General features: G+C 71.3%; 21 protein-coding genes. 15 read left to right on the top strand and 6 right to left on the bottom strand.

The features are described from left to right. Window positions 1-85: 85 nt before the first annotated feature. From ITJ57_RS15880 to ITJ57_RS15865, 4 genes are read left to right on the top strand one after another with little or no spacing between them, the layout of a single operon-like run. On the top strand, window positions 86-2,101 hold the full coding sequence (locus ITJ57_RS15880; RefSeq protein ID WP_194671008.1) for a DUF6807 family protein: 2,016 nt from the start codon (window positions 86-88) through the stop codon (window positions 2,099-2,101). Then, window positions 2,098-3,258 (top strand): Gfo/Idh/MocA family protein, encoded by a 1,161-nt coding sequence (locus tag ITJ57_RS15875; RefSeq protein ID WP_194671007.1) that lies wholly within the window; start codon window positions 2,098-2,100, stop codon window positions 3,256-3,258. The genes ITJ57_RS15880 and ITJ57_RS15875 overlap by 4 nt, the downstream gene beginning before the upstream one ends. Beyond that, window positions 3,255-4,310, top strand: a complete 1,056-nt coding sequence (locus ITJ57_RS15870) for a Xaa-Pro peptidase family protein (RefSeq protein ID WP_228507293.1) — start codon at window positions 3,255-3,257, stop codon at window positions 4,308-4,310. Before ITJ57_RS15875 ends, ITJ57_RS15870 begins: the two co-directional genes overlap by 4 nt. Before the next feature lie 4 nt (window positions 4,311-4,314). Beyond that, window positions 4,315-5,427: a glycerate kinase gene (locus tag ITJ57_RS15865; protein ID WP_194671006.1), complete on the top strand. Its 1,113-nt coding sequence runs from the start codon at window positions 4,315-4,317 to the stop codon at window positions 5,425-5,427. Window positions 5,428-5,448: 21 nt separating this feature from the next. Here the strand turns inward: ITJ57_RS15865 and ITJ57_RS15860 are convergent, their stop codons facing one another. The 3 genes from ITJ57_RS15860 to xylA form a co-directional block, all read right to left on the bottom strand. After that, window positions 5,449-6,489 (bottom strand): NADPH:quinone reductase, encoded by a 1,041-nt coding sequence (locus tag ITJ57_RS15860; RefSeq protein WP_194671005.1) that lies wholly within the window; start codon window positions 6,487-6,489, stop codon window positions 5,449-5,451. Between the two features lie 484 nt (window positions 6,490-6,973). Next, a complete protein-coding gene (locus tag ITJ57_RS15855) occupies window positions 6,974-8,404 on the bottom strand; it encodes a xylulokinase (RefSeq protein ID WP_194671004.1) in 1,431 nt (476 codons plus the stop codon). 132 nt (window positions 8,405-8,536) lie between these two features. Continuing rightward, a complete protein-coding gene (gene xylA / locus ITJ57_RS15850) occupies window positions 8,537-9,727 on the bottom strand; it encodes a xylose isomerase (protein ID WP_056776530.1) in 1,191 nt (396 codons plus the stop codon). A gap of 187 nt (window positions 9,728-9,914) precedes the next feature. Here xylA and ITJ57_RS15845 point away from each other — a divergent pair, with 187 nt between their 5' ends. The 8 genes from ITJ57_RS15845 (at window position 9,915) to ITJ57_RS15810 (ending at window position 18,710) form a co-directional block, all read left to right on the top strand. Next, complete coding sequence (locus tag ITJ57_RS15845; RefSeq protein ID WP_228507291.1) at window positions 9,915-10,949, top strand: LacI family DNA-binding transcriptional regulator; 1,035 nt, start codon at window positions 9,915-9,917, stop codon at window positions 10,947-10,949. A gap of 199 nt (window positions 10,950-11,148) precedes the next feature. Continuing rightward, window positions 11,149-12,339, top strand: a complete 1,191-nt coding sequence (locus tag ITJ57_RS15840; protein WP_228507289.1) for a Gfo/Idh/MocA family protein — start codon at window positions 11,149-11,151, stop codon at window positions 12,337-12,339. 50 nt (window positions 12,340-12,389) lie between these two features. Further along, a complete protein-coding gene (locus ITJ57_RS15835; RefSeq protein WP_194671003.1) occupies window positions 12,390-13,700 on the top strand; it encodes an extracellular solute-binding protein in 1,311 nt (436 codons plus the stop codon). Window positions 13,701-13,707: 7 nt separating this feature from the next. Then, window positions 13,708-14,634 (top strand): carbohydrate ABC transporter permease, encoded by a 927-nt coding sequence (locus ITJ57_RS15830; protein ID WP_370582454.1) that lies wholly within the window; start codon window positions 13,708-13,710, stop codon window positions 14,632-14,634. Further along, window positions 14,634-15,587: a carbohydrate ABC transporter permease gene (locus ITJ57_RS15825; RefSeq protein WP_082498793.1), complete on the top strand. Its 954-nt coding sequence runs from the start codon at window positions 14,634-14,636 to the stop codon at window positions 15,585-15,587. Before ITJ57_RS15830 ends, ITJ57_RS15825 begins: the two co-directional genes overlap by 1 nt. Window positions 15,588-15,635: 48 nt before the next feature. Next, a complete protein-coding gene (locus ITJ57_RS15820) occupies window positions 15,636-16,331 on the top strand; it encodes a ThuA domain-containing protein (protein WP_194671002.1) in 696 nt (231 codons plus the stop codon). 11 nt (window positions 16,332-16,342) lie between these two features. Next, window positions 16,343-17,449, top strand: coding sequence for a Gfo/Idh/MocA family protein (locus tag ITJ57_RS15815; protein ID WP_194671001.1), 1,107 nt, complete (start codon window positions 16,343-16,345; stop codon window positions 17,447-17,449). A 622-nt stretch (window positions 17,450-18,071) separates the two neighbouring features. After that, on the top strand, window positions 18,072-18,710 hold the full coding sequence (locus ITJ57_RS15810; protein ID WP_194671000.1) for a hypothetical protein: 639 nt from the start codon (window positions 18,072-18,074) through the stop codon (window positions 18,708-18,710). A 7-nt stretch (window positions 18,711-18,717) separates the two neighbouring features. Here the strand turns inward: ITJ57_RS15810 and ITJ57_RS15805 are convergent, their stop codons facing one another. Beyond that, window positions 18,718-19,221 (bottom strand): metallophosphoesterase, encoded by a 504-nt coding sequence (locus ITJ57_RS15805; protein ID WP_194670999.1) that lies wholly within the window; start codon window positions 19,219-19,221, stop codon window positions 18,718-18,720. A gap of 172 nt (window positions 19,222-19,393) precedes the next feature. Between ITJ57_RS15805 and ITJ57_RS15800 the strand changes: the two genes are divergently transcribed. Next, a complete protein-coding gene (locus tag ITJ57_RS15800) occupies window positions 19,394-20,005 on the top strand; it encodes a hypothetical protein (RefSeq protein ID WP_194670998.1) in 612 nt (203 codons plus the stop codon). A 107-nt stretch (window positions 20,006-20,112) separates the two neighbouring features. Here ITJ57_RS15800 and ITJ57_RS15795 read toward each other — a convergent pair whose 3' ends face one another. Continuing rightward, entirely contained in the window at window positions 20,113-20,547 is a 435-nt protein-coding gene (locus tag ITJ57_RS15795; protein ID WP_194670997.1) for a GNAT family N-acetyltransferase, read from the bottom strand. Between the two features lie 96 nt (window positions 20,548-20,643). Between ITJ57_RS15795 and ITJ57_RS15790 the strand changes: the two genes are divergently transcribed. After that, entirely contained in the window at window positions 20,644-21,840 is a 1,197-nt protein-coding gene (locus tag ITJ57_RS15790) for an ROK family protein (protein ID WP_194670996.1), read from the top strand. 345 nt (window positions 21,841-22,185) lie between these two features. Here the strand turns inward: ITJ57_RS15790 and ITJ57_RS15785 are convergent, their stop codons facing one another. Next, window positions 22,186-23,205, bottom strand: coding sequence for a LacI family DNA-binding transcriptional regulator (locus tag ITJ57_RS15785; protein ID WP_194670995.1), 1,020 nt, complete (start codon window positions 23,203-23,205; stop codon window positions 22,186-22,188). A 134-nt stretch (window positions 23,206-23,339) separates the two neighbouring features. Between ITJ57_RS15785 and ITJ57_RS15780 the strand changes: the two genes are divergently transcribed. Then, window positions 23,340-24,359 (top strand): serine hydrolase, encoded by a 1,020-nt coding sequence (locus tag ITJ57_RS15780; RefSeq protein ID WP_194670994.1) that lies wholly within the window; start codon window positions 23,340-23,342, stop codon window positions 24,357-24,359. Window positions 24,360-24,447 lie beyond the last annotated feature (88 nt).

The following is a 24,447-nucleotide window of genomic DNA, read 5'->3' as shown; positions in this document are numbered from 1 at the left end:
GCCGAAACCGAGAAACCGGTTTCTCAGTGGAACCCTATATGATGATTGCGACCCGCACCACCCGGAACGATCCGAGCGAGGACGCATGAGCAACCGGTTACCCACAGCTGGGGCCACGCCGACCATCTCCGACGTGGCCAGGTGGGCCGAGGTGTCGAAGGCGACGGTCTCGCGGGTGCTCAACGGGAAGGCGACCGTCGACGCCGAGATCGCCGGACGGGTCGTCGCCGCGGTGGACGCCCTCGGATACCAGCCGAGCATGCTCGCCAGGAATCTGTCGCTCGGGCGCACGAACACCGTCGGCGTCGTCGTGCCCGACCTCGAGAACCCGATGTTCCAGGAGATCCTGCGCGGCGTGACCCGGGCGGCAGCTGCCGACGGCTACCGCGTCCTCGTGACCGACACGGAGGAGGACCCGAGCGATGAGGCGGCCGCCGCCCGGGAGGCCCGCCGACGGTGCGACGCGATCGTCCTGTGCTCACCGCGCCTGGCTGAACCGGAACTGCGCGCCCTGCTCGCCGAGCTGCACCCGGTGGTCCTCGTCAACCGCGAGCTCGCCGATTCGCCGGTGCCGTCGGTGTCGATCGACTACGCGAGCGGGATGGAGCAGGTGCTCGCCGAACTGTCGGCCCTCGGGCACCGGCGGGTCGTGTACCTGGCGGGGCCGGCCGCCAGCCAGGGCGACCGCCTGCGCCGGGTCGGCATCACGCGTGCCATCTCCGCACACCGGGAACTCACGGTCGACGTCGTCGCCGCGGGCTCCGCGCTCGTCGACGGCGCCGCTGCCGTGGACGCCGTGCTGGCGCTGGACGCGACCGCCGTGGTCGCCTTCAACGACCTCGTCGCCCTCGGGCTCGTGTCGGCGCTGCGCCAGGCCGGCGTGTCCGTGCCAGCCGACCTGAGCCTGGTCGGGTTCGACGACATCCCCTTCGCCGCCTTCGCGGTGCCCGCGCTGAGCACGGTGTCCGTCCCGCGCCGCGAGCTCGGAGCGGAAGCCTGGACCCGCCTCCGCGACACGATCGGGGGTGCGGCGGGTGGTCATCCGCTCGTCTTCCGCCCGCGGTTCGTCGCCCGGGAGAGCACCGCGGTGCCGCGAAGCGTCGGCGAGGTCGCCTGGGTCGCCGCCGAGGAGCCGAACGGCCTCGTCGCCCGGCTCGGCGCTCGCGAACTCCTCGTCCTGCACGACGGTGGCGGGCTCGCCCGGGAGGACGCCCCGAGGCCGTTCGCGCACCCCGTCACCTCCCTGGCCGGAACCGTCGTCACGGAGTCGGCCCCCGACGACCACCTGCACCACTTCGGGCTCTCGATGGCCGTCGCCGACGTGGACGGCGTCTCCTACTGGGGCGGACGCACCTACGTCGCCGGGCAGGGCTCGACGATGCTCGACAACCACGGGGTCCAACGCGTGGTCGAGGTCGAAGTCGGCACGCAGCAGGACCAGGGCACCCTGCGGCAGGCCGTGGACTGGATCGGGCGCGACGGGACGACCCAGCTGCGGGAGTCCCGCCTCACGGTCGTCGAGGAGGTCGCACTCCCGACCCCGACCACCGACGACGGCGCCGACGGCGCGGACGACACCGCACCCCGCTCCGCCCTGCGCGTCCTGGTCTCGAGCACCCTCAGCGGCGCCGACGGGGTCGTGACCATCGGATCACCGGCCACGAACGGACGCGAGGGTGCCGGCTACGGCGGCTGGTTCTGGCGGCTGCCGGCCGGCGCGCGACGATCGGTGCTGAGCGCCGACGGGCCCGGCGAGGCGACCGCTCACGGTTCCCGCGCGGCCTGGGTCGCGTTCGTCCTCGACGCCGCCGCCGATGACGCGGACACCTCCGGGCGACCGGTCACCGTGCTCTTCCGACAGCCGGGCGAACAGCCCTTCCCCTGGTTCCTCCGCGCTGCCGAGTACCCCGGTGTCGGCGTCTCGCTCGCCGCCGCCACACGCACCACCATCACCGCCGAGACCCCGCTGACCACCGGCCTGGAGGCGGTCGTCGTCGACGCCGCGCTCGACGCCGGGCAGGCCGCGGCCATCCACCGGGCGCTCCTCGCCGCCGAGGACCAGCCCGCCACCCAGCGACCCACCACCGGGAGTGACACATGACGACCTCGAACCAGCAGTCCGTCCCCACCGTCGTGGTGGTCGGCATCCACGGCCACGGCGCCAGCCACGTCGACGCGGCCAGGGCGCTCGCCGAGACCGGGGCGATCCGCCTGGTCGGGCTCGTCGACCGCGCCTTCACGCCGGAGGACCACGCGGCCGGCGACGCCCCACTGTACGAGTCGCTCGACGACTGCTTCGCCGCCGGGCAGGTGGACGTCGTCATCCTCTCCACGCCGATCCACACCCACCTCGACCTCGCCGTCGCGGCGCTCGAGCACGGAGCCGACGTCCTGCTCGAGAAGCCGCCGGTGACCTCGAACGACGAACTCGACCACCTGCAGGCCGTCGCGGCACGGACCGGCGGACTCGTGCAGGTCGGGTTCCAGAGTCTCGGATCGCACGCCATCGGCCAGATCGCCGAGCTCGTCACGGCCGGGGAGATCGGCGAGGTCACGGGGCTCGAGGCGACCGGGACCTGGGTCCGCACGGTCGGGTACTGGACCCGCGCCGCGTGGTCGGGTCGGCGCACCCTGAACGACGTGCCCGTCGTGGACGGGGTCGTGACGAACCCGCTCGCACACGCGGTCCAGACCATGCTCCGACTCGGTGGGGTCACGGACCGCGCCGCGATCGCGACCATCGAGCTCGACCAGTACCGGGCGAACGACATCGAGGCCGACGACACCTCCGTCGTCCGCGTCACGCCGCGCAGCGGTCCGACCATGACGGCGGCGCTCACGCTCTGCGCCGAGGACACCACCGACCCGGTCGTCACGGTCCGTGGCGAGCACGGGGCGATCCGGTTCTTCTACACGAAGGACGTCGTCGAGGTGGTCCTCGAGGGCCGACCCGTCCGCCAGTGGACGACCGACCGCACCGCGCTGCTGCCCGACCTCCTCCGAGCCAGGGCCGATGTGCGCGCAGGTGGTGTGGCGGCGCTCGTCAGCTCGCTCGCCGACGCCTCCGCGTTCACCGCGGTCCTCGACGCCGTGCGCTCGGCACCCGCCCCGCGCCCCATCCCCGAGCAACTCGTCGACTGGCGCGGGACGGGTGAGGACCGTCGGCCCGTCATCCCCGGGATCGAGCGCTTCGTCGCCGAGGCGGCCACCACCGGGAGGACCTTCGCGGAGCTCGGCACGGCCTGGGCGCGGCGATGAGCGTCGCGCGGCGCGGCCCCGACGAGGACGACCGCCGACGCAAGCACGTCCGCCTGGCGGCGCTACTCGAGTCGCAGGGCGCCCGGACGATCGTGCTGCGATCGGCAGCGGCGATCGGCTGGTACCTCGACGGCGCCCGCGTCCATGTGAGCCTCGCGGCCGATCCGATCGTCGCGGTCGTCGTCTCGCATGACGACGCGTGGCTGGTGGCGACCTCGAACGAGGCCGACCGCCTGCAGGCCGAGGAACTGCCCGACATCCGGGTCACGACCGTGCCCTGGCCCACCCCGATCGACACGGTGCTGCCGAGCGGCGCCGGGGTGCTCCAGGAGTCGGACGTCCTGGCCGAACTGCGGGCGGCGCGGGCATCGCTCCTGCCCGCCGAACTCGAGCGGTTCCGCTCGCTCGGCCGGGAGACGACCGCCGCGCTCGAGGCGCTCATCGGACGGCTCGATCCGAGCTGGACGGAACGCGCAGTGGCGGCTGACCTCGCCGCCAGCCTGGTCGCCGCCGGGATCGATCCGCTCGTGCTCCTCGTCGCCGGGACGGACCGACTCGCGCACCGGCACCCGCTCCCGACCGACGGGCAGCTGGGCTCCCGCGCGATGGTCGTCGCCTGCGGGCGCCGGGACGGGCTCATCGTCAACCTCACGCGGTGGTTCGACGAGGGCGGCACCGCACCGGAACCCTTCGCCACCGACATGCTGCGGATCCGGGCGGTCGAGCGCGCCTACCTCGACGCGACGGTGCCTGGCGCGACCCTCGCCGACGTCTTCCGGGCGGGCACCGCGGCCTACGCGGCGCAGGGGTTCGACCCCGAGGAGTGGACCCGGCACCACCAGGGCGGCGCCGCGGGTTACGCGGGACGCGACCCGCGCGCCACCCCCGACACGACCGACGTCGTGCAGCCGTGGCAGGCGTTCGCCTGGAACCCGACCGCTCCCGGCGTCAAGGTGGAGGACACCGTGGTGGTCACGCCGGACGGTATCGAGGTGCTGACGGACGCCGGGGCCGGCTCCGCCGCTGCCGGCAGCTCCCTCATGGGAGGCTGAGGGCATGGCACCGCACATCGTCATCGCCCCGGACTCGTTCAAAGGCACTGCGACCGCCGCCGAGGTCGCTGCGTCGATCGCCGACGGCTGGCGCACGGTCCGGCCCGACGACACCGTGCAGCTCCTGCCGATGGCCGACGGCGGCGAGGGCACGCTCGACGCCTTCGCGGCCGCCGTGCCCGGAGCGCGCCGACACCCGATCACGGTCACCGGTCCGGTCGGCGAGGACGTGCAGGCCGAGTGGCTCGAACTACCGGACGGCTCCGCGGTCGTGGAGCTCGCCCAGACGAGCGGGCTGACCCTGCTCGACCCGCTGCAGCCGTTCGCGGCCCACACCACCGGCTTCGGGGAGGCCATCGCGGCGGCGCTCGATCACGGTGCCCGTCGCCTGCTCCTCGCGATCGGCGGCAGCTCCAGCACGGACGGCGGCGCCGGACTCCTCACCGCGCTCGGGGTGCGGCTCCAGGATGCGGACGGCAGCGAGGCGGTGCCGGGCAACGCCGGACTCGCGACGCTGGACCACCTCGACATCGGCGGCCTGCGGCCACTGCCGGAGGGCGGGGCGGTCATCCTCAGCGACGTCACCAACCCGCTGCTCGGCGACCGCGGGGCCGCCGCCGTCTTCGGACCGCAGAAGGGCGCCACCGCCGAGGACGTCGCGATGCTCGACGCGAACCTCGCACGGTTCGCGAACCGAGCCGCCACGGCGTTCGGGCCGGAGCGGGCGGAACGTGCCGCGGTCGAACCCGGCGCGGGCGCGGCCGGCGGAGCGGGCTACGGCCTGTTGCTCTGGGGCGCGACGGCCACCTCGGGTGCGACCGGCGTCGGTGACGCGATCGGCCTCCCCGCCGCAGCGGCGACGGCCTCGGTCGTCATCACCGGCGAGGGGCGCTTCGACGACCAGACGGCCGACGGCAAGGTCGCCTCCCATGTCGCCGGCCTCGCTCGCGGCCGGACCATGCTCGTCGCCGGCGCGGTGCAGGCACCGACGGAGGGGCTCTTCGTCGACGCCGTCTCGCTCACCGAGCTCGCCGGCGGGGTCGAGGCCGCGATGGCCGAGCCGCTCGTGCACCTGCGTGCGGCAGGGGCGGCACTGGCCGCGCAGGTCCGCCCCTGATCACCTCGTTCGCGAGCGGCGTCACGCGCTGACGTCGATGAGGACCTTCCCGACCGTGTCGTCCTCGACGGCGGCGTGGGCACCGGCCGTGTCGGCGAGCGGGAACACCGTCAGCGGCAGGCCGTGGTCGCGGCCCACGTCGAGCGCACCGGCCTCGATCGCCGCCGTGACGTCCTCGGCAGCGGCCTGGAGCGCCGCGTCGCCGACGGTGTAGAGCAGCATGAACTGGAGCCGGGTGTTGAGCCCCATGTGCGGCCGGATGTCGAGCGTGACCTGGTCGCCGCCGTTGTTGGCGTAGCTGACCACCGTGCCGCGCGGGGCGAGGACGGCCTGGTCGAGTTCGAGGTTCTGCGCGATGGCGACCTCCACGACGAGGTCGACGCCCTGCGGTGCGACCTCACGGATGGCCGCGGCGGTGTCGCCCTCGCGGTAGTTGACGACGTGGTGGGCTCCGGCGGCGGTCGCGAGTTGTGCCTTCTCGTCACTGCTGATGGTGGTGACGACCGTCGCACCCGCCCAGCGCGCGAGCTGGATCGCCGCGTTGCCGACGGCACCCGCGCCGCCCTGGACGAGGACCGTCCGGCCGTCGAGGGCGCCGGGGGAGAGCCGGGTCGGGCCGTCCTGCGCCACCGTGAGCGCGCGGTGCGCGGTCATCGCCGGGACACCGAGGCTCGCGCCGAGTTCGAAGGAGGCGGCGTCGGGCAGCGGGACCACCCGGGCGACGGGCTGGACCGTGAACTCCTGGGCGGTGCCGAGGGGGCTCTCGTGGGCTGCGAGGAACACCCAGACGCGGTCGCCGACGGCGAAGGTCGTGGAACTCGCGTCCTCGGCGGTGGGGCCGACAGCGTCGATGACGCCGGCGCCGTCGAGGTTGGGGACGACCTCCGGGAAGGGCATCGCGCCGGAGGGGCCGCCGCCGCGCCGGGTCTTCCAGTCGGTCGGGTTGACGCCGGAGAACGCGAGCTTGACACGCACCTCGCCTGGGCCGGGTTCCGGGATCTCGCGCTCGACGAGCTGGAGGACGGACGGGTCACCGTTGGTGGAGTAGATGATGGATCGCATACCCGGCCCAACGCCTCCGCCGAGCGGAAGATTCCACGCACTTCGACAGGCTCAGTGACGGACCCCCGGTCCCTGAGCCTGTCGAAGGGCGGCGCTGCCTCAGGAACCGACCCCGCCTGGTCCCTGAGCTTGTCGAAGGGCGACCCGCCTCAGTGACCAAGCCCCTTCGGTCCCTGAGCCTGTCGAAGGGCGGCCTGCCTCGGTGACCGAGCCCACCTGGTCCCTGAGCCTGTCGAAGGGCACACGGGTGACGTCGCGGTCCGGGCGGCTCGCGGTGTGGCACTTCGACAGGCTCAGTGACCGAACCCCCTGGTCCCTGAGCCTGTCGAAGGGCGGGCCGCTTCGGTGACCAAGCCCCTTCGGTCCCTGAGCTTGTCGAAGGGCACACGGGTGACGTTGCGGTCCGGGCGGCTCGCGGTGTGGCACGTCGACAGGCTCAGTGACCGAACCCCCTGGTCCCTGAGCTTGTCGAAGGGCGGCCGCCTCAGGCGCGGGCGGCGTACTGCGCGCGCGCGACCCCCGAGGTGTCGACCGCGCCCGCCGGCGCACCGGCGACGTCATCCGTACCGGCCATCGGCCACGCCGGGCGGGCGCCCGTCAGCGCCCAGGCCGCCTGCACGGCCGCGCCGTCGGCGACGTACTCGCCGGGGGCGGGCACCACGACCGGCACGTCGAACACCTCGCGGGCGATCGCCTGCACCGCGGGGTTCTGCGCGGCGCCGCCGATGAGGAGGACCCGCTCGGCGGTGACGCCCTGCGAGAGCACCGCGTCGAGGCCGTCGGCGAGCCCGCAGAGGAGCCCTTCGATCGCCGCCCGGGCGAGCCCCTCGCGCGTCGTCGACTCGAGGGTCATGCCGAAGAGCGTCGCCGTCGCGTCGGGACGGTTGGGTGTCCGTTCCCCCTCGAAGTACGGCTGCAGCACGAGTCCCCGGGCGCCGGCGGGGGCGTCGAGCGCGAGTCGGCCGAGCTCGGCGTGGTCGACCCCGAGCAGTGCAGCGACGGCGTCGAGGATCCGGGCGGCGTTGAGCGTCGCGATGAGCGGCAGGAACGCGCCGTCCGCCGAGGCGAAGCCCGCAACGGTCCCGGAGGGGTCGCGCACGACGGCGGGGGTCACGGCGAACACGGTCCCGCTCGTGCCGATCGACACGACGACGTCGCCGGCCGTGGCTCCGAGCCCGAGTGCGGCGCCCGCGTTGTCGCCGGCACCTGGGCCGATGATCGTGTCGGCGCCGACCAGGCCACCGTCGATCCCGGTCCCGGCCGACTCGTCCGGCCCGAGCACGCGCGGGAGGATCGCGTCGTGTCCGAGTGCCGCGATGAGCAGCTCGCGGTCGTACTCGCCGTCGGCGGGGGACCAGTAGCCGGTACCGGAGGCGTCGGAGCGGTCGGTCGTCAGCTCGGTGAGGTCCGCTCCGAGCGGGCTCTCCTCGGCCGGGCCGAAGCCGCGAAGCCGCCAGCTCAGCCAGTCGTGGGGGAGGGCGACGGCGGCCACCTCGGTCGCGTTGGCCGGCTCGGCGTCGCGCAACCAGCGCAGCTTCGTGATCGTGAAGGAGGCGACGGGGACGCAGCCGGTGCGCCGGGCGAGCTCGTCCGCGCCGAACTCGGCGATGAGGTCGGTGGCGGCCGATGCGCTCCTCGTGTCGTTCCAGAGCAGCGCCGGGCGGATGACGCGGCCGTCGACGTCGAGCGCGACCATGCCGTGCTGCTGGGCGGCGACGGACACGGCGGCGACGTCGTCGAAGCCGCCGGCTGCGGCGGACGCTTCCTGCAACGCCGCCCACCACGCGGCCGGGTCGACCTCGGTGCCGGCCGGGTGCGAGGCCCGTCCTTCGCGGACGAGCGCTCCGGTGTCGGCGTCACGGATGACGATCTTGCAGCTCTGGGTGGATGAATCGATGCCGGCGACGAGCGTCATCGCTCTCCCTGTTCTCGGTGGTGGGGCGGTCGGGCGACCGCCTGGGCTGGTGTCGGTGGAGACGCGGACGGCGTCCCGTCCCCTGATCCTCTCGGACCGGAGGACGGAACGCCATCCTGGTGGGGTTCCCGTCTAGCGCGCGCCCATGAGGTGCTCGACCGCGAGCTGCTGCAGGCGGACGAACCCGAAGCCCTTGCCGCCGAAGTACGCGTCGGCGTCGAAGTCCTCCGAGGCGGAGCGGTCGGCGAGCAGCTGCTCGACCGTCTCGCCCGGGTTGAGCGTCGGCTCGCGCAGCTCGGGGACGCGCGAGGCTGCGAGTGCCTCCTGGACCTCGGGGTCGGCGCGGAACGCCTCGGCCCGCTCCTTGAGCAGGAGGTACATGCGCATGTTGGCCGCCGCGGAGTCCCAGACGCCCGTGATGTCCTCGGTGCGGCTCGGCTTGTAGTCGAAGTGGCGGGGGCCGTCGTAGGCCGGTCCGCCGTCCGCCCCGCCGTGCTCGAGGAGGTCGACGAGTGAGAACGCGTTCTGGAGGTCGCCGTGGCCGAACACGAGGTCCTGGTCGTACTTGATGCCGCGCTGGCCGTTCAGGTCGATGTGGAAGAGCTTGCCCTGGTAGAGCGCTTGGGCGATGCCGGCCGTGAAGTTGAGGCCCGCCATCTGCTCGTGGCCGACCTCGGGGTTGATGCCGACGAGTTCGGGGCGTTCGAGCGTCTCGATGAACGCCATCGCGTGGCCGAGGGTCGGGAGCAGGATGTCGCCGCGTGGCTCGTTGGGCTTCGGCTCGATCGCGAAGCGGATGTCGTAGCCCTTGTCGGTCACGTAGTCGCCGAGGAGGTTGACGGCCTCGCGGTAGCGCTCGAGCGCCGCCTGCACGTCCTTCGCGGAGTCGTACTCGGCGCCCTCGCGGCCACCCCACATGACGAAGGTCTTGGCCCCGAGCTCTGCGGCGAGGTCGAGGTTGCGGAGCACCTTGCGGAGGGCGAAGCGACGCACGGCCCGGTCGTTCGAGGTGAAGCCGCCGTCCTTGAAGACGGGTGCGCTGAAGAGGTTGGTGGTGACCATCGGGACGATGACGCCCGTGTCGGCGAGGGCCTGCTTGAGGCGGTCGATCTGCTTCTGCCGCTCCGCGTCGGTCGAGCCGAAGGCGAAGAGGTCGTCGTCGTGGAAGGTGAGGCCGTAGGCGCCGAGTTCGTTCAGGCGGGTGACGGCTTCGACCACGTCGAGGTCGGGGCGGGTGGGGCCACCGAACGGGTCGGTCCCGTTGTAGCCGATCGTCCAGAGGCCGAACGAGAAGCGGTCGGCTTTGGTGGGGGTGAGAGGCATGCGGATGATCCTTCAGCGTCGTTGGCGAGCGGATGATTTGTTGTTAACCACAACTTATCGTCCAGAATAGCAGATCGCACTCAGGACGTCACTGCTCGTCCGTCGAGAAATATTTCGTTAGCATGGCGTGAACTTCTCGACGACGCGATGGCCGCCCGGCCCGACGGCGAGGGATCGGAGGATCCGGATGAGTGACGACATCGCGATGCAGCTCGGAGGAGCCGGCGGCCGCGCCACCCTGTCGCGCATCGCCCGCGAGGCGTCCGTGTCGGTGTCGACGGCCTCGAAGGTGCTCAACGGGCGCCCAGGGGTGTCGCCGGACACCCGCGAGATCGTGGAGCGCCTCCTCGACCGCCACGGCTACAGCCGGCGCGGCGCCGAACTCGCCCAGGGTTCGCTCATCGAGCTCGTCTTCGAGTACATCGACAGCTCGTGGTCGCTCGAGATCATCCGCGGCGTCGAGAAGGTGGCGCGGCAACACGGGATGAGCGTCACCCTCACCGAGACGGGCGCCAGGCGGTCCACGGGCGAGGGATGGGTGGAGAGCATCATCTCGCGGAAGCCCGTCGGCGTCATCCTCGTGTTCTCCGACATCGAGCCCGCCTACCGCCGCCAGCTGCACACGAGGAACATCCCGGTGGTCGTCGTCGACCCGGCGGGCGACCCGGGCCCGGAGGTCGCGGCGATCGGCTCCACCAACTGGTCCGGCGGCATGGCGGCCACCCGTCACCTGATCGAGCTCGGGCACCGCAGGATCGGCCTGATCTCGGGGCCCCAGGACCTCATGTGCTCGCGGGCCAGGGTGTCCGGCTACCGCTCGGCACTCGAGGAGGCCGGCATCCCCCTCGACGAGTCGATCCTCCGGCGCGGGGAGTTCGTCCCGGAGGCCGGGCGCCTGTTGGCCCTCGAACTGCTGCAACTGGACGACCGCCCGACCGCCATCTTCGCCGGCAACGACATGCAGGCCTTCGGCGTGTACGAGGCGGCGCGCTCCCTCGGCATCTCGATCCCCGAGGAGCTGTCGGTCGTCGGCTACGACGACGTCCCGCCGGCGAAGTGGGTCGGGCCCGCGCTCACGACGATCCGACAGCCGCTCATCGAGATGGCGGAGGAGGCGACACGGCTGGTGCTGAAGCTCCGGTCGGAGACGGTCGACAACATCCGCCTCGACCTCGCGACCTCCCTCGTCGTCCGCGGGTCCACCGCGCCACCGGCCGCCTAGCCCGCTGGGTCACTCGCCCGTCCGCCGGTCCGCTGCCCGGTGCCGCCCGGCCTGCCTCGGGCTCGCTCGCGAAAAGTTTCCAATGGGTCAGGGAGAACTTGCGGGCGATCGAGAGCCGGGGCTAGCTTCAGGGTCACCGCAGCGACGCGATCCGGAACACCGGGGCCGCGGCTGCGCGAACAGCTCGGGAGCGTCACACATGGGCGGAAGCGGACAGCCGGAACTCCGGGTCGCGATGATCGGCTACGGCTTCATGGGGGCCGCGCACTCGCAGGCCTGGCGAACCGCACCACGCTTCTTCGACCTCGACGCCGAGCCCGTCATGGCCACGATCGTCGGCCGCAACCCGGAGGCGCTGGAGGCGGCCAGGGTGAAGTTCGGCTGGCAGTCGGCCTCGACCGATTGGCGCAGCGTCGTCGAGGACCCGTCCATCGACATCGTCGACGTCTGCACCCCGGGATCCTCGCACGTCGAGATCGCCATCGCCGCCCTCGAAGCCGGGAAGCACGTGCTCTGCGAGAAGCCCCTGGCCAACAGCGTCGAGGAGGCCGAGCTCATGGTCGCAGCCGCCGAGGCCGCCAAGGCCCGCGGCGTCCGCTCCATGGTCGGCTTCAGCTACCGTCGTGTGCCCGCCATCGGCTACGCCCGGCAGCTCATCGCCGAGGGCGCACTCGGCGACGTCCGCCAGATCCGTGCCCTGTACCTCCAGGACTGGTTGACCGACGCGGAGGGCCCGATGACCTGGCGCCTCGACAAGGACCAGGCCGGTTCCGGTTCCCTCGGCGACATCGGCGCCCACGCCATCGACCTCGTGCAGCACCTGACCGGTGCGCAGCTCGACACGGTCAGCGGGACGCTCGCCACCTTCGTGACGGAACGGCCCCTCCTCGGTGAGACGGTGGGCCTCAGCGGGACCGCCTCCGACGAGCGCGGCGCGGTGACGGTCGACGACGCCGCCTGGTTCACGGCGAAGCTCGTCGGCGGCCTCGCGGACGGCGCCATCGGGGCGTTCGAGGCGACCCGGTACGCGACCGGCCGCAAGAACGCGCTCCGCATCGAGCTGAGCGGCTCCCGTGGCGCCATCGCGTTCGACCTCGAGCGGATGAACGAACTCGAGGTGTACGACGCGACCGCCCCCGCCGGGAAGCAGGGCTTCACCCGCATCGTCGTCACGGAGCCGGAGCATCCGTACATGGCCGCGTGGTGGCCGACCGGTCACGGCATCGGCTACGAGCACCCCTTCTCGCACCAGGTGCGCGACCTCGTCCAGGCCATCACCGCCGGCACCGACCCCGAACCGTCCTTCGCCGAGGGCCTGCAGGTCCAGCGCGTCCTCCGCGCCGTCGAGCGCAGTGCCGGGAACGGCAGCGCCTGGACGCCCACGAACTGATCCGACCCCATCGCACCACCAGCAGCAGCACCCACCAAGGAGAGAACGCAATGACGCTTCGTACTTCACCCCGCCGTCGGACCCGGATGGCCGCAGTCGCCCTCGGCGTCTCGGCCCTCATGCTCGGCGCGACCGCCTGCTCGAGCGGCGGTGGCGCGCCGAGCGGCAGTGCCACGCTCTGGGGCCTCACCGGCACCGACGAGGACACCGTCCTCGGCCCGTCGCTCAAGGAGTGGAACGCCGCCAACGCCGACGGCCAGGTCGCGGCGACCTACTTCCAGAACGACGCCTACAAGACCAAGATCCGTACCGCGGTCGGTGCCGGGAGCGCCCCGACCATCATCTACAGCTGGGCGGGCGGCACCCTGAACTCCTACGTGGACGCCGGCAAGGTCGCCGACATCACCTCGGAGACCGCGGATGCGAAGGGCAAGTTCCTGGAGTCCGTCTGGAACCAGGGCGTCATCGACGACAAGGTCTACGCGGTGCCCATGAACGCGACCACGCCGATCATGTTCTATTACAACAAGGACGTGCTGAAGTCGGCCGGCGTCGAGGTCCCGACCACCTTCGACGAGATCGTCGACGCGATCCCGAAGCTCAAGGCGGCCGGTGTCGCGCCGTTCTCCCTCGCCGGTGCCTCCAAGTGGCCGTCGCTCATGTGGGAGGAGTACCTCGTCGACCGCGTCGCGGGCCCCGAGGCGTTCAACAAGATCATGGCCGGAGAGGCCGACGCCTGGAGCGATCCCGGCATCATCGAGGCGAACGAGAAGATCCAGGAGCTCGTGAAGGCCGGCGCGTTCGTCGACGGCTACGCCTCGGTCACCGCCGACAGCAACGCCGACGTCGCGCTCCTCTACACGGGCAAGGCGGCCATGATGCTGCAGGGCGCCTGGGTCATGACGACCTTCAAGCAGCAGGCCGCGGAGTTCGCCGAGAAGGGGCTCGGCTACACGACCTTCCCCGCCGTGACCGGTGGCAAGGGCGACCCGTCGAACATCGTCGGCAACCCGTCCGGCTACTTCTCCATCTCCGCGTCGGCGACGAAGGAGCAGAAGGCCAGCGCGCTCAAGTACCTCACCGACGGCGTGTTCGACAAGGGCTACATCGACCGCATGGTGAAGGCCGGTCAGGTGCCGCCGATCACGGACATCGACGCGGAGATCGCGGACGCCGGCGGCGACTTCGGCACGACCGTGTACGACCTCACGAAGAACGCCAAGAACTTCCAGATGTCGTGGGACCAGGCCCTCCCGCCCGCACAGGCGACCGCGCTGCTGACGAACCTCGACCAGCTGTTCAACCTGCAGATCACCCCCCAGGAGTTCTCCGACAACATGAACAAGACGATCGGGCAGTGATCCTCCGATGACTGCAACCCGTCAACTGCACGGGGCCGGAGGGGCCGGGGCGGCAGCGATGCGCCGCCGCACCGGCCCCAGTGGCTGGATGGTCGCGCCGGCGCTGGGCTTCTTCCTCGTCTTCGCGATCATCCCGCTCATCGTCGCCCTGTACCTGAGCTTCACCCGCTGGGACGCCATCACGGATCCCGCGTGGGTCGGTCTCGACAACTGGGCCTCCGTCCTCGTCGACCCGGTCGCGGTCGACGCGCTCGTCCTGACGCTCAAGGTCATCGTGATCTCCTGGGTCGTCCAGACGCCCATCAGCCTGCTGCTCGGCACGTGGACGGCGGGGAAGCAGCGCAACCGGGCGGTGCTCGGCGCGATCTTCTTCCTGCCGCTCCTGCTGTCCTCCGCCGCGACCGCCATCGCGTTCAAGGCGATCCTCGACCCGAACTTCGGCCTGTCGGCGTCGCTCGGCATCCCGTTCCTCAAGCAGGACTGGCTCGGCAACCAGCAGCTCGTGCTCTTCGTGGTGATCTTCATCATCGCGTGGCAGTTCGTGCCGTTCCACACGCTCCTCTTCCAGGGCGGTGTCCGGCAGATCCCCGCGTCGCTCTACGAGGCGGCGGAGATCGACGGGGCCGGCACGATCAAGCAGTTCTTCCACATCACGCTCCCGCAGCTGCGGTACACGCTCGTGACGTCGTCGACGCTCATGATTATCGGTTCGCTCACCTACTTCGACGTGATCTTCGTGCTCACGGGCGGGGTCCCGAGCGCCGGCACCCGCATCCTCCCGATCCTCATGTACGTGACGGGCTTCTCCGCGAGCCAGTTCGGGCAGGCGAGTGTCATGGCGATCATCCTGGCCGTCATCGGTCTCGCCATCGCGCTGCTCCTCACCAAGCTGAGCGGTTTCGCCAAGATGGACAGTCAGCAGGAGGGCCTCTGATGTCAGCCACCAACCCACTCACGAAGCCCGGCGCCCTGCCGACGGGGAGCCTCGACACCGTCAGCGTCTCCACCGCCGGTTCACGACGCGGCCGTCCGGCCGAGCACGAGACCAGGGGACGGCGTCCTCGCGGCGCCCGACGGAAACCGAACATCCTCGGCGGCATCGGTGCCTGGATCTGGCTGCTCATCATCGTGCTGCCGATCTACTACATCGTCATCACGAGTGTGCGTCCGCAGGCCGGGTTCTTCTCGAGCAATCAGCTCATCCCACCGACCGATCCGACCCTCGACGGCTACGCCCTCGTCCTGCAGAGCGACTTCTTCCTGTACCTCGGGAACAGTGTCATCATCACCGTCGCGAGTGTCGCGGTCACCGTGTTCGTCTGCCTCATGGCCTCGTACGCGATCGTGCGCACCAACTCGCGGTTCACGCGGGGAGCGTTCTCGTTCTTCCTGCTGGGGCTCGCGATCCCGTTGCAGGCGACGATCATCCCGTTGTTCTACATGCTCAGTAAGGCGGGACTCTACGACACCCTCCTGGCGCTCATCCTGCCCTCCATCGGGTTCGCGGTGCCGGTGACCGTCCTCATCCTCTCGAACTTCATCCGGGACATCCCGAAAGAACTGTTCGAGTCGATGACGGTGGACGGTGCGTCGAGCTGGCGCACCCTCGTGTCACTCGTGCTCCCGCTGGCCCGCCCCGCGATCGTCACCGTGGCGCTCTACAACGCGCTCAACGTGTGGAACGGCTTCCTGTTCCCGCTCGTGCTGACGCAGTCGCCGAGCAATCGGGTGCTGCCGCTGTCGCTGTGGACGTTCCAGGGCTCGTTCAGCGTGAACGTCCCGGCGGTGCTCGCCGCCGTGGTGCTGTCGACGCTCCCCATCTTCATCCTGTACCTGTTCGGCAGACGGCAGCTGATCAGCGGCATGACCGCCGGCTTCAGCAAGTGACGCCCGGTCGACCGACACCGAATCCGACATATCCCCCGAGAGGAATACATGACTGACAAGCAGGCGCTCGTGGTCCGAGGCGGTTGGGACGGGCACATGCCCGTCGAGACCACCGCGGCCTTCATCCCCTTCCTGGAGGCGAACGGGTTCACCGTGCGCGTCGAGGACGGGACCGCCGTCTACACCGATGCGGACTACCTCGACACCGTCGACCTCATCGTCCAGATCAACACCATGAACACCATCGAGCCCGAGGAGTTCGCCGGCCTCCAGCGCGCCGTCCTGAACGGCACGGGGATGGCCGGCTGGCACGGCGGGATCGCGGACTCGTACCGGAACAACGCCGACTACCTCCACATGATCGGCGGGCAGTTCGCGCACCACGCCGGGAAGGATCCGGCGGAGCGCACGGGCGAGCAGTCCGACAACTACATCCCGTACACCGTGCACATCACCGAGTACGGCAGGCAGCACCCGATCACCGAGGGAATCGAGGACTTCGACCTCGTCACCGAGCAGTACTGGGTGCTCAGCGACGAGTACAACGACGTCCTCGCGACGACGACGCAAGAGGTACGGCCGTGGGACGCGTGGAACCGTCCCGTCACGGCTCCCGCGATCTGGACGCGCCAGTGGGGGAAGGGCCGGATCTTCGTGTCCGCGCCCGGCCACCGCATCGAGATCGTCGAAGATCCGAACGTCCGCACCATCATCGAACGGGGACTGCTGTGGGCAGCGCGCTGAACGACACGTCCGTGACCACCGGGGGATCGGTCCTCCGGGTCGGCGTCATCGGGGTCGGCAACATCTCGCGCCAGTACTTCGCCGAGTTCCCCAAGTTGCCGAACCTCCGGCTCGTCGTCGTCGCCGACCTCGACCTCGCACGGGCCGCCGAGGTCGCTGCCGAACAGGGGATCCGGTCGTCGAGCGTCGACGAGTTGCTCGCCGACCCTGAGGTCGACGTCGTCCTGAACCTCACCATCCCGGCAGCCCACGCGGAGGTCGCCCGCCGAGCGCTGGAGGCGGGGAAGCACGTCTACGGCGAGAAGCCGCTCGCACTCTCCACCGCCGAGGCACGACCGGTGCTCGAGCTCGCGCAGGCGAAGGGGCTGCGGGTCGGCAGTGCGCCCGACACCGTCCTCGGGTCCGGTGTCCAGACGGCGCTCGCCATGCTCGACGCCGGCGCCATCGGTCGGCCGATCGCGGCGGCGGTGGCGTGGAGTGCGCCGGGTCACGAGCTGTGGCACCCGGCGCCCGCGTTCTACTACCAGCCGGGCGGCGGGCCGCTGCTCGACATGGGGCCGTACTACCTGACGAGCCTCGTGTCGTTCTTCGGTCCCGTCGTGCGGGTGTCGGGCGCGGTCGCGCGGTCGGACCGGGAGCGGACGGTGGCGACGGGTGCGCTCGCCGGCACGCCGATCCCGGTGCATGAGGAGGTCGACACCCACGTGACGGCGATCCTCGAGCACGCGAACGGCGTCGTCTCGACGGTGACCGTGTCCTTCGAGGTGTGGGCCAGCCGGGTGCCGCTGTTCGAGGTGTACGGCACCGCGGGGACCGTCGCGGTGCCCGACCCGAACCGGTTCTCCGATCCCGTGGAGATCTCGACTGCGGACGACCGCACCTGGCGTGCCGTGCCCGACAGCGCCGGCTTCGTCGACGCCGGACGTGGGGTCGGGCTGTCGGACCTCGCCGAGGCGATCGAGCAGGACCGGCCGCATCGCGCCTCGGGGGAGCTCGCGTTCCACGTGCTGGAGATCATGGAGGCGATCATCGTCGCCGGTCGTGAGCACCGGGTCGTGGAGCTGACGAGCACCGTGGAGCGCCCGGCACCCGTGCAGCAGACGGTCGCCGTCGGCTGACGCCTGGTCCCTGAGTCCACCACCCCGGTCCCTGAGTCCACCACTCCGGTCCCTGAGCCTGTCGAAGGGCGGTCCCGGGAACCCGTCACTCCGGTCCCTGCGCTTGTCGAAGGGCGGTCCCGGGAACCCACCACCTCGGTCCCTGAGCCTGTCGAAGGGCGGTCCCGGGAACCCGTCACTCCGGTCCCTGAGCCTGTCGAAGGGCGGTCCCGGGAACCCGTCACTCCGGTCCCTGCGCTTGTCGAAGGGCGGTCCCGGGAACCCACCACCTCGGTCCCTGAGCCTGTCGAAGGGCGGTCCCGGGAACCCGTCACTCCGGTCCCTGAGCTTGTCGAAGGGCGATCCCGGGAACCCGTCACTCCGGTCCCTGAGCTTGTCGAAGGGCGGTCCCAGGAGCCCGTCACCTCGGTCCCTGAGCCTGTCGAAGGGCGGTCCCAGGAGCCCGTCACCTCGGTCCCTGAGCCTGTCGAAGGGCGGTCCCAGGAACCCGTCACTCCGGTCCCTGAGCTTGTCGAAGGGCGGTCCCAGGAACCCATCACCTCGGTCCCTGAGCCTGTCGAAGGGCGGCTCGGGGACCGGGGCTTGTGCGAGGATGCGCTGATCCGAGCACATATTCGGGGGAATGATGTCGTTCACGCGAGCACGCCGACGACCGGTCGTCACCGTCCTGGCGATCGCTGCAGCCCTGGCCCTGGCCGGCTGCTCGAGCGGTGCCGGAGCCTCGACGACAGGGCCGACCGAGACCGTGACGGTCACGCCGACCGCCACACCCACACCGACGCGCACGGGCCCCGATCTCGCGGACCCGTCGTCCTGGACCGTCGACTTCACCGGCGTCGGACCGGTCGAGCTCGGCGCCCCGATCCTCGGGACGGCGTCGCTCATGACCGCGTTCACCGTGGCGACCCAGGAGGCCTGCCCGTGGGTCACCGCCTACGCCGCCGAAGGCCTGCCGTCGGTGTGGCTGCCCGATCCGCAGGACACGGGCGTGGTCGGCCAGATCGTGCTGCAGGCGTGGAGCGGACCGGCCGCCGTCGCCGCGTCGTCGCCGGAGACGGATGCGGGTGTCGGCGTCGGCTCGACCCTCGAGGAGCTCCGGGCCGCCTACCCGACGCTCACCGAGCAGCAGGGCAAGTACGCCGTCTTCTCCGCCGTCACCGACGACGCCGGGCACTGGATCAACTTCTCCGTGATGGACGACGTCGTGGACGCGATCGTCGTGCGTGACGAAGCGAAGATCGACAGCGAGTACTGCGGCTGATCCCGCCTCAGCGGGCCACGGGCACGACCATGACGTCCGCGAGCGCACCGTCCGCCACCCGCGCGGTCATCATCGTGCACTGCGGCTGACGACGGCGGTCCGTCGGCGAGCCGGGGTTGAGCAGCCGGAGCCCGGCGGGGGAGACGGTGTCCCAGGGGATGTGGCTGTGCCCGAAGACGAGCACGTCGGTGTCGGGGTAGGCCTCGTCGGCGCGCCGTTCGCGTCCGGTGGCTGCACCGGTCTCGTGGACGACGGCGAAGCGGACCCCGTCGACCTCGAACCGTGCGACCTCGGGGAGGCGAGCGCGCAGCTCCGGCCCATCGTTGTTGCCGAAGACGCCGACGAGGCGGGTGGCGCGCTCCTCGAGGGCGTCGAGCGTCGCCTCGTCGACCCAGTCGCCCGCGTGGACGACGAGATCGGCCGCGTCGACCGCGGCCCACACGGCGTCGGGCAGGGCCTTCGCGCGCTTCGGCAGGTGGGTGTCGGAGATGAGCAGGAGCGAGGTCGGCATGCCTCAACGCAAGCGGATCGTCCCGGCCGCGTCAACCGGGTGGTGCTCCTGCGCCCGTCGACCGGCTCAGGGACCCACACCGACCACCGTGCCGGGCTCGGTCCGCCACCCGTCGACCGGCTCAGGCGCCGAACCGAGCCCGTACCCAGACGGGCGGACTACAGTGGTCCGCATGCCCGCAACCGACCTGCGCTTCTCCGGGAGGATCGCCGGCTACGGCACCACGGGCGGCGTCCGCATCGTCCTCGGGCTCTGGTCGACGTCACCTTTCGGCTCCTTCGCCGACGCGATGATCGAGGACTCCCGAGGCAAGCGGCTCCTCCTCGCACCCACGCAGGAGATCGCCGACTTCATCGCCACCACCTACACCTTCGACGACATCGAGATCGGCACGGTCGGGTGGACGCGCCTCCCCACCGGCCTCCGGTTCGTGGGTGGCCCACTCGACACGACCCTGCGGATCGGCGGCAGTTCTCCCCTCGGGCGGGCACTCCGCGCGGTCCCCAAGCCGCTCGCGGTCAACCCGCTCTGGCTGCAGACGATCGACCCTGTCGCCCGGGTGCTGCAACCCGGCGCACGCACGGCTGGCTCTGCCGGCAACGGACGACGTGAGTACTACGGGGTGACCGGCGCTCGCCGCATCACCGCGGCGACGGCGAGCTGGTCGGGCTCAGACCTCGGAACCCTCGCGCCGCTCGCCCCGCCCGTGCGGTTCGGTTTCGGTTCGGCCCCCGCCGACCCACATCTCGTCGACATCGTCACGACGGTCCGCCAACCCGCCTGAGCTGCTCCGCGGTCGCGCGGCAGCGGGAGATCCGCGTGGCGGCGGAACCCTCAGCGCCGTGACGTCCTGCTGTGGTGCCGATCTCCTGCTGCCGCGCCGCGCGGTGGTCAGCCCCGGCGGACCATCCACACGTCGACGTCGTCCTCGCGTTCGAGGGTGAAGCCGTGGCGTTCGTAGAGGCGACGGGCCGGGCTGCCATGGAGCACGTTCAGGCGGAACGGGCGAGGGTCGCCGTCGCGCAGCACCTGCGTGAGGACCGCGGTACCGAGGCCGGCTCCCTGGTGCTCGGGGGCCAGGTAGAAGTGTTCCAGCCACCGTTCCTCGGGCTCCACGCGGACCGCGAACAACCCGGCCGCGACGCCGTCGACGACGATCACCGAAGTGTGCTCCGGCCGGTACGCGTCGAGGAACCGTCGACGCACGCGGGTCTCGTCGTAGCGGCCGAGGCGCTCGAGGTCGGGCCGCATCACGACGGCGCGCAGCTCGGCCATCCACGCCGCATCGTCGAGGGTGGCTGATCGGAGCGTCCAGGCGGTGGGCATCCGTCCAGTCAACCATCCGTGCCGGGCGTTCGCGCGCGCAGGTGCCGGCGGACGCGCCGGTAGGGGACACTGGAGGGATCGAGCAGAGGTGGGCGTGTGGGTGAGGCGACGACGGCCGGGGCGACTCCGACGGGTGGGTCCGGCGCGGGGAGCGGACTCGACTCGGTGCGCCGTCGCAACCTCGGACGGATCGTCGAACTCGTCCACCAGGGCGGGGTGCAGTCGCGGTCCGCACTCACGCGGGCGACCGGGCTCAACCGCTCGACGGTCGCGGCGCTCGTCGCGGAACTCGCAGTGTCGGGCGTCGTCACGGAGTCGGTACCGGTCGGCGGGCAGGGCGTCGGTCGCCCGTCGCCGCTCGTCTCGGCCGGTCCCCGAGCCGTCGCCTTCGCGGCGAACCCGGAACTCGACGCGATCACCGTCGCGGCCGTCCGGCTCGGAGGCGAGGTCGTCGAGCGCGTGCGTCGCGACGTCGACACGAGCCCGACGGCAGGCGAGGCGACGGCGATCATCGCGGAGCTGGTCGCCGAGCTGGCCGCACGCCTGCCCGACGACGCGCAGGGCGGCGGCGGGATCGGGCTCGCGGTCCCCGGACTCGTGCGCGACGCCGACGGGGTCGTCCGACTCGCACCGCACCTCGGCTGGGTCGACGAACCCCTCGTCGAACGGCTGCGTGCCGCGACCGGGCGGGCGGTGTTCGCCGCGAACGACGCGAGTCTCGGCGCCCGCGCGGAGCGGACCTTCGGCGCCGGCCGGGGCATCGACGACCTCGTCTACCTGAACGGCGGTGCGAGCGGCATCGGCGGCGGCATCATCGCCGGAGGGCGCCCCGTCGGTGGCGCTCGTGGCTACGCGGGGGAGTTCGGGCACACCTCGGCGACGGCCGCGGGCAACGCGCTCGAAGACGCCGTCCGACGCAGCGAGTTGCTCCGCGTCGCCGGGCTCGTCGCGGGCGACGACGCGGTCCTCGAAGCGGCACTCGCCGCCGGCATCGCGTCGGATCCGTCCGGGCAGATGCACGAGGAGGTCGTGCGGCAGGCCAGGACGCTCGGACGGGCGCTCGCGGGGACGGTGAACATCCTCGACCCCGAGCTCGTCGTGCTCGGCGGGCATCTCGGGATCGTGCTCGAACTGGCGTCGGAGGAGCTGCACGACGCGGTCCGTGAGCGGGCGCTGGTCCCGCCCTTCGAGGACGTCGCCATCGTGCGGGCGGAACTCGGTCAGGACCTCCTCCTCATCGGTGCGGCGGAACTCGCTTTCGACCGTCTCATCGCGGACCCCGCCGTCTGGTGATCTGTGCCGCCCGCTGACCGTCCCCGGGTGCTGTCGGTCTGGTCGTCAGCGCACCGCGCTGACGCGAACGTGACCCGATCGGCGTGAGTGCGGGTCTGGCACGCGAGCGCGGGTCTCCAGAGGGGAGCGCCCACGCGTGTGACCCGCGCTCGCGTCAGCGCGGTGCGCTGGCGTGAGACGTCGTCACTCGGTGCCGGCGCGGTGCGCTGACGCGTATGTTCCCGAATCGGCATGGACGCGGGGCGCGGACGTGAGCGCGGGTCTCCGGAGGGGTGCGCTCACGCGTCCGACCCGCGCTCGCGTCAGCGCACCGCGCTGGCTCCAGGCACCACCGCCACTACGGGATCAGAAGGCCGGAGGACCCGCGGACTTCCGCACGATGAGCTCAGGCTCGATCGTGCCGCGATAGCCGACGGCGTCGACCTCAAGGTTGCCGAGCAGGTGTGCGACGCAGCGCCGCCCCAGCTCGTCGAAGTCCTGGCGCACCGTCGTGAGCGGCGGCCAGAAGTGCGACGCCTCCGGGATGTCGTCGAAGCCCACGATCGACACGTCCCGCGGTACGTCGTACCCCTCGTCCCGGATCGCGTGGATCAGCCCGAGGGCCATCTGGTCGTTCGAGGAGAAGATCGCCGTGAAGTCGCGCACCCGCATGAGTTCGATGCCGGCGCGATACCCGAAGTCCGCCGTCCAGTCGCCGAGGATCGGCGCCGTCGTCGGCACGTCCTGCGCGCTCATCTCCGCGAGGAACCCGCGCATCCGTGCCTCGGCCTCGATCCAGTCCTGCGGACCGGCGAGGTGGTAGATGTTCCGATGCCCGAGCTCGATGAGGTGACGCGTCGCCAAGCGCCCACCGGCGACCTGGTCGACCCCGATCGAGTGGTCGTCGAGGTCACCGCCGGACTGCACGGCCACGAACGGCACCCGCACCTGCAGTTCCTCGATGGCGCGGAACACCCGGACCTGCGGGGCGATGACCACGATGCCGTCGACCGACTGTGCGAGGAGGTGCTCAACGGCCGCGACGATCGACGCCTCGCTCGTGTCGGGCAGGTTGGACGTGCTGACGAGGTACCCGGCGTCCTTGCTCGCGTTCTCGATGGCCTGGATCATGCTCGCCGGACCGTACTGGGAGCGCTGGCTCGCGAGGACGCCGATCGTCCGGGACCGACTCGTCACGAGGGCTCTGGCCGCCCGGTTGGGGCGGTAGTTGACCTCGTCCATGACGGCGAGCACACGATCGCGCGTGGAGTCGCGGATGCTCGGGTGGTTGTTGAGGACCCGGGACACGGTCTGGTGGGAGACCCCGGCCAGGCGCGCGACATCGCGGATATTGGGGGCTCGCCCCCGTTCGGCGTCGTCGCTCACGGATTCCTCGGACCTCGATGTGCACGGTCACATTTCGTGCTGCACCCATTATGCACACGCCTCAGGCCGCCGAAGGATCGGCTCCGTCGGCCTCCGTGCAGCCGTCGAGCAGCTGGCGACGGTACCGTTGGAGGATGGACACCGCAAGCGTCGCCCGCGTCATCGAAGCCACCGACTTCTCGGGCGTCGTGCTCGTCAAGCGCGGAGACGAGACGCTCTTCGAGGTCGCACGAGGGCTCGCCTCCCGGGAGCGCGACGAGGCCATCACCCTCGACACCCGCTTCGACACGGCGTCGATCACGAAGCTGTTCACCGCCGCGGCCGTGCTGCAGCAGGTCGACGCGGGCCACATCGACCTCGACGAGTCGATCCACGAGTACGTCGACCTCGACGGCACCACCATCCGTCGCGACGTGCAGCTGATCCACCTGCTGACCCACACCTCCGGCATCGCCGACGACGCCGACGAGACGGCCGGTGAGAGCTACGAGGAGCTGTGGGCCGAGCGCCCGGCCTCGTCGATCCGCGAGACCGCCGACCTCCTGCCGCTCTTCGCCCACAAGCCGCCGCTCGCGGCACCGGGCGAGGAAGCGAACTACATCAACGCCGGCTATGTGTTGCTCGGGCTCGCCCTCGAAGGCGTGACCGGCCTGCCGTACCGCGAGCTCATCGAGCAGCAGGTGTTCGCGCTGCTCGGCATGGACCACTCCGGGTTCGTCGACCGCCGCACGGGCGAGCCGGGCCTCGCCGAGGGTGGCGACGTCGACGATGACGGTGTCTGGCGGTCGAACGTCGACGCCTTCCCGCCGCTCGGGGGCCCCGACGCCGGCGCACAGTCCACGGCGGCCGACCTCATCACCTTCCTGCGGGCCGCGCGTGACGCGAAGCTCCTCACGGCCGAGCTCACCGAGGAGTTCACCTCGCCGCAGATCGAGGTCGACGAGGAGATCTCCTACGGCTTCGGATTCGAGTTCGACGTCGACGAGGACGGTCAGGTGCGTTCGATGTACCTCGACGGTGTCAACCCGGGTGCCAGCGGCATCGTCCGCACCTACTTCGGCCCGACGGCGGCAGACGCGATCGACGTCGTCGTGCTGTCGAACTCCGAGGACGGCGCGTGGGACGTCATCCGCGCGATCGACGCAGAACTCTAGGCGACTCCCGCGTCACCACTGGGATCGGCCCGGCCGGTACCCGGTGTCCGGCCGCATCCGGCACGGCCTCCGCACGCGCCGCACGCAC

Source organism: Plantibacter sp. VKM Ac-2880, from assembly GCF_015351235.1.
In the GTDB taxonomy this organism is placed as follows: Bacteria; Actinomycetota; Actinomycetes; order Actinomycetales; family Microbacteriaceae; genus Plantibacter.
Note: the sequence above shows the minus strand (reverse complement) of the source record. Positions and strands in the feature narration are given on the sequence as shown.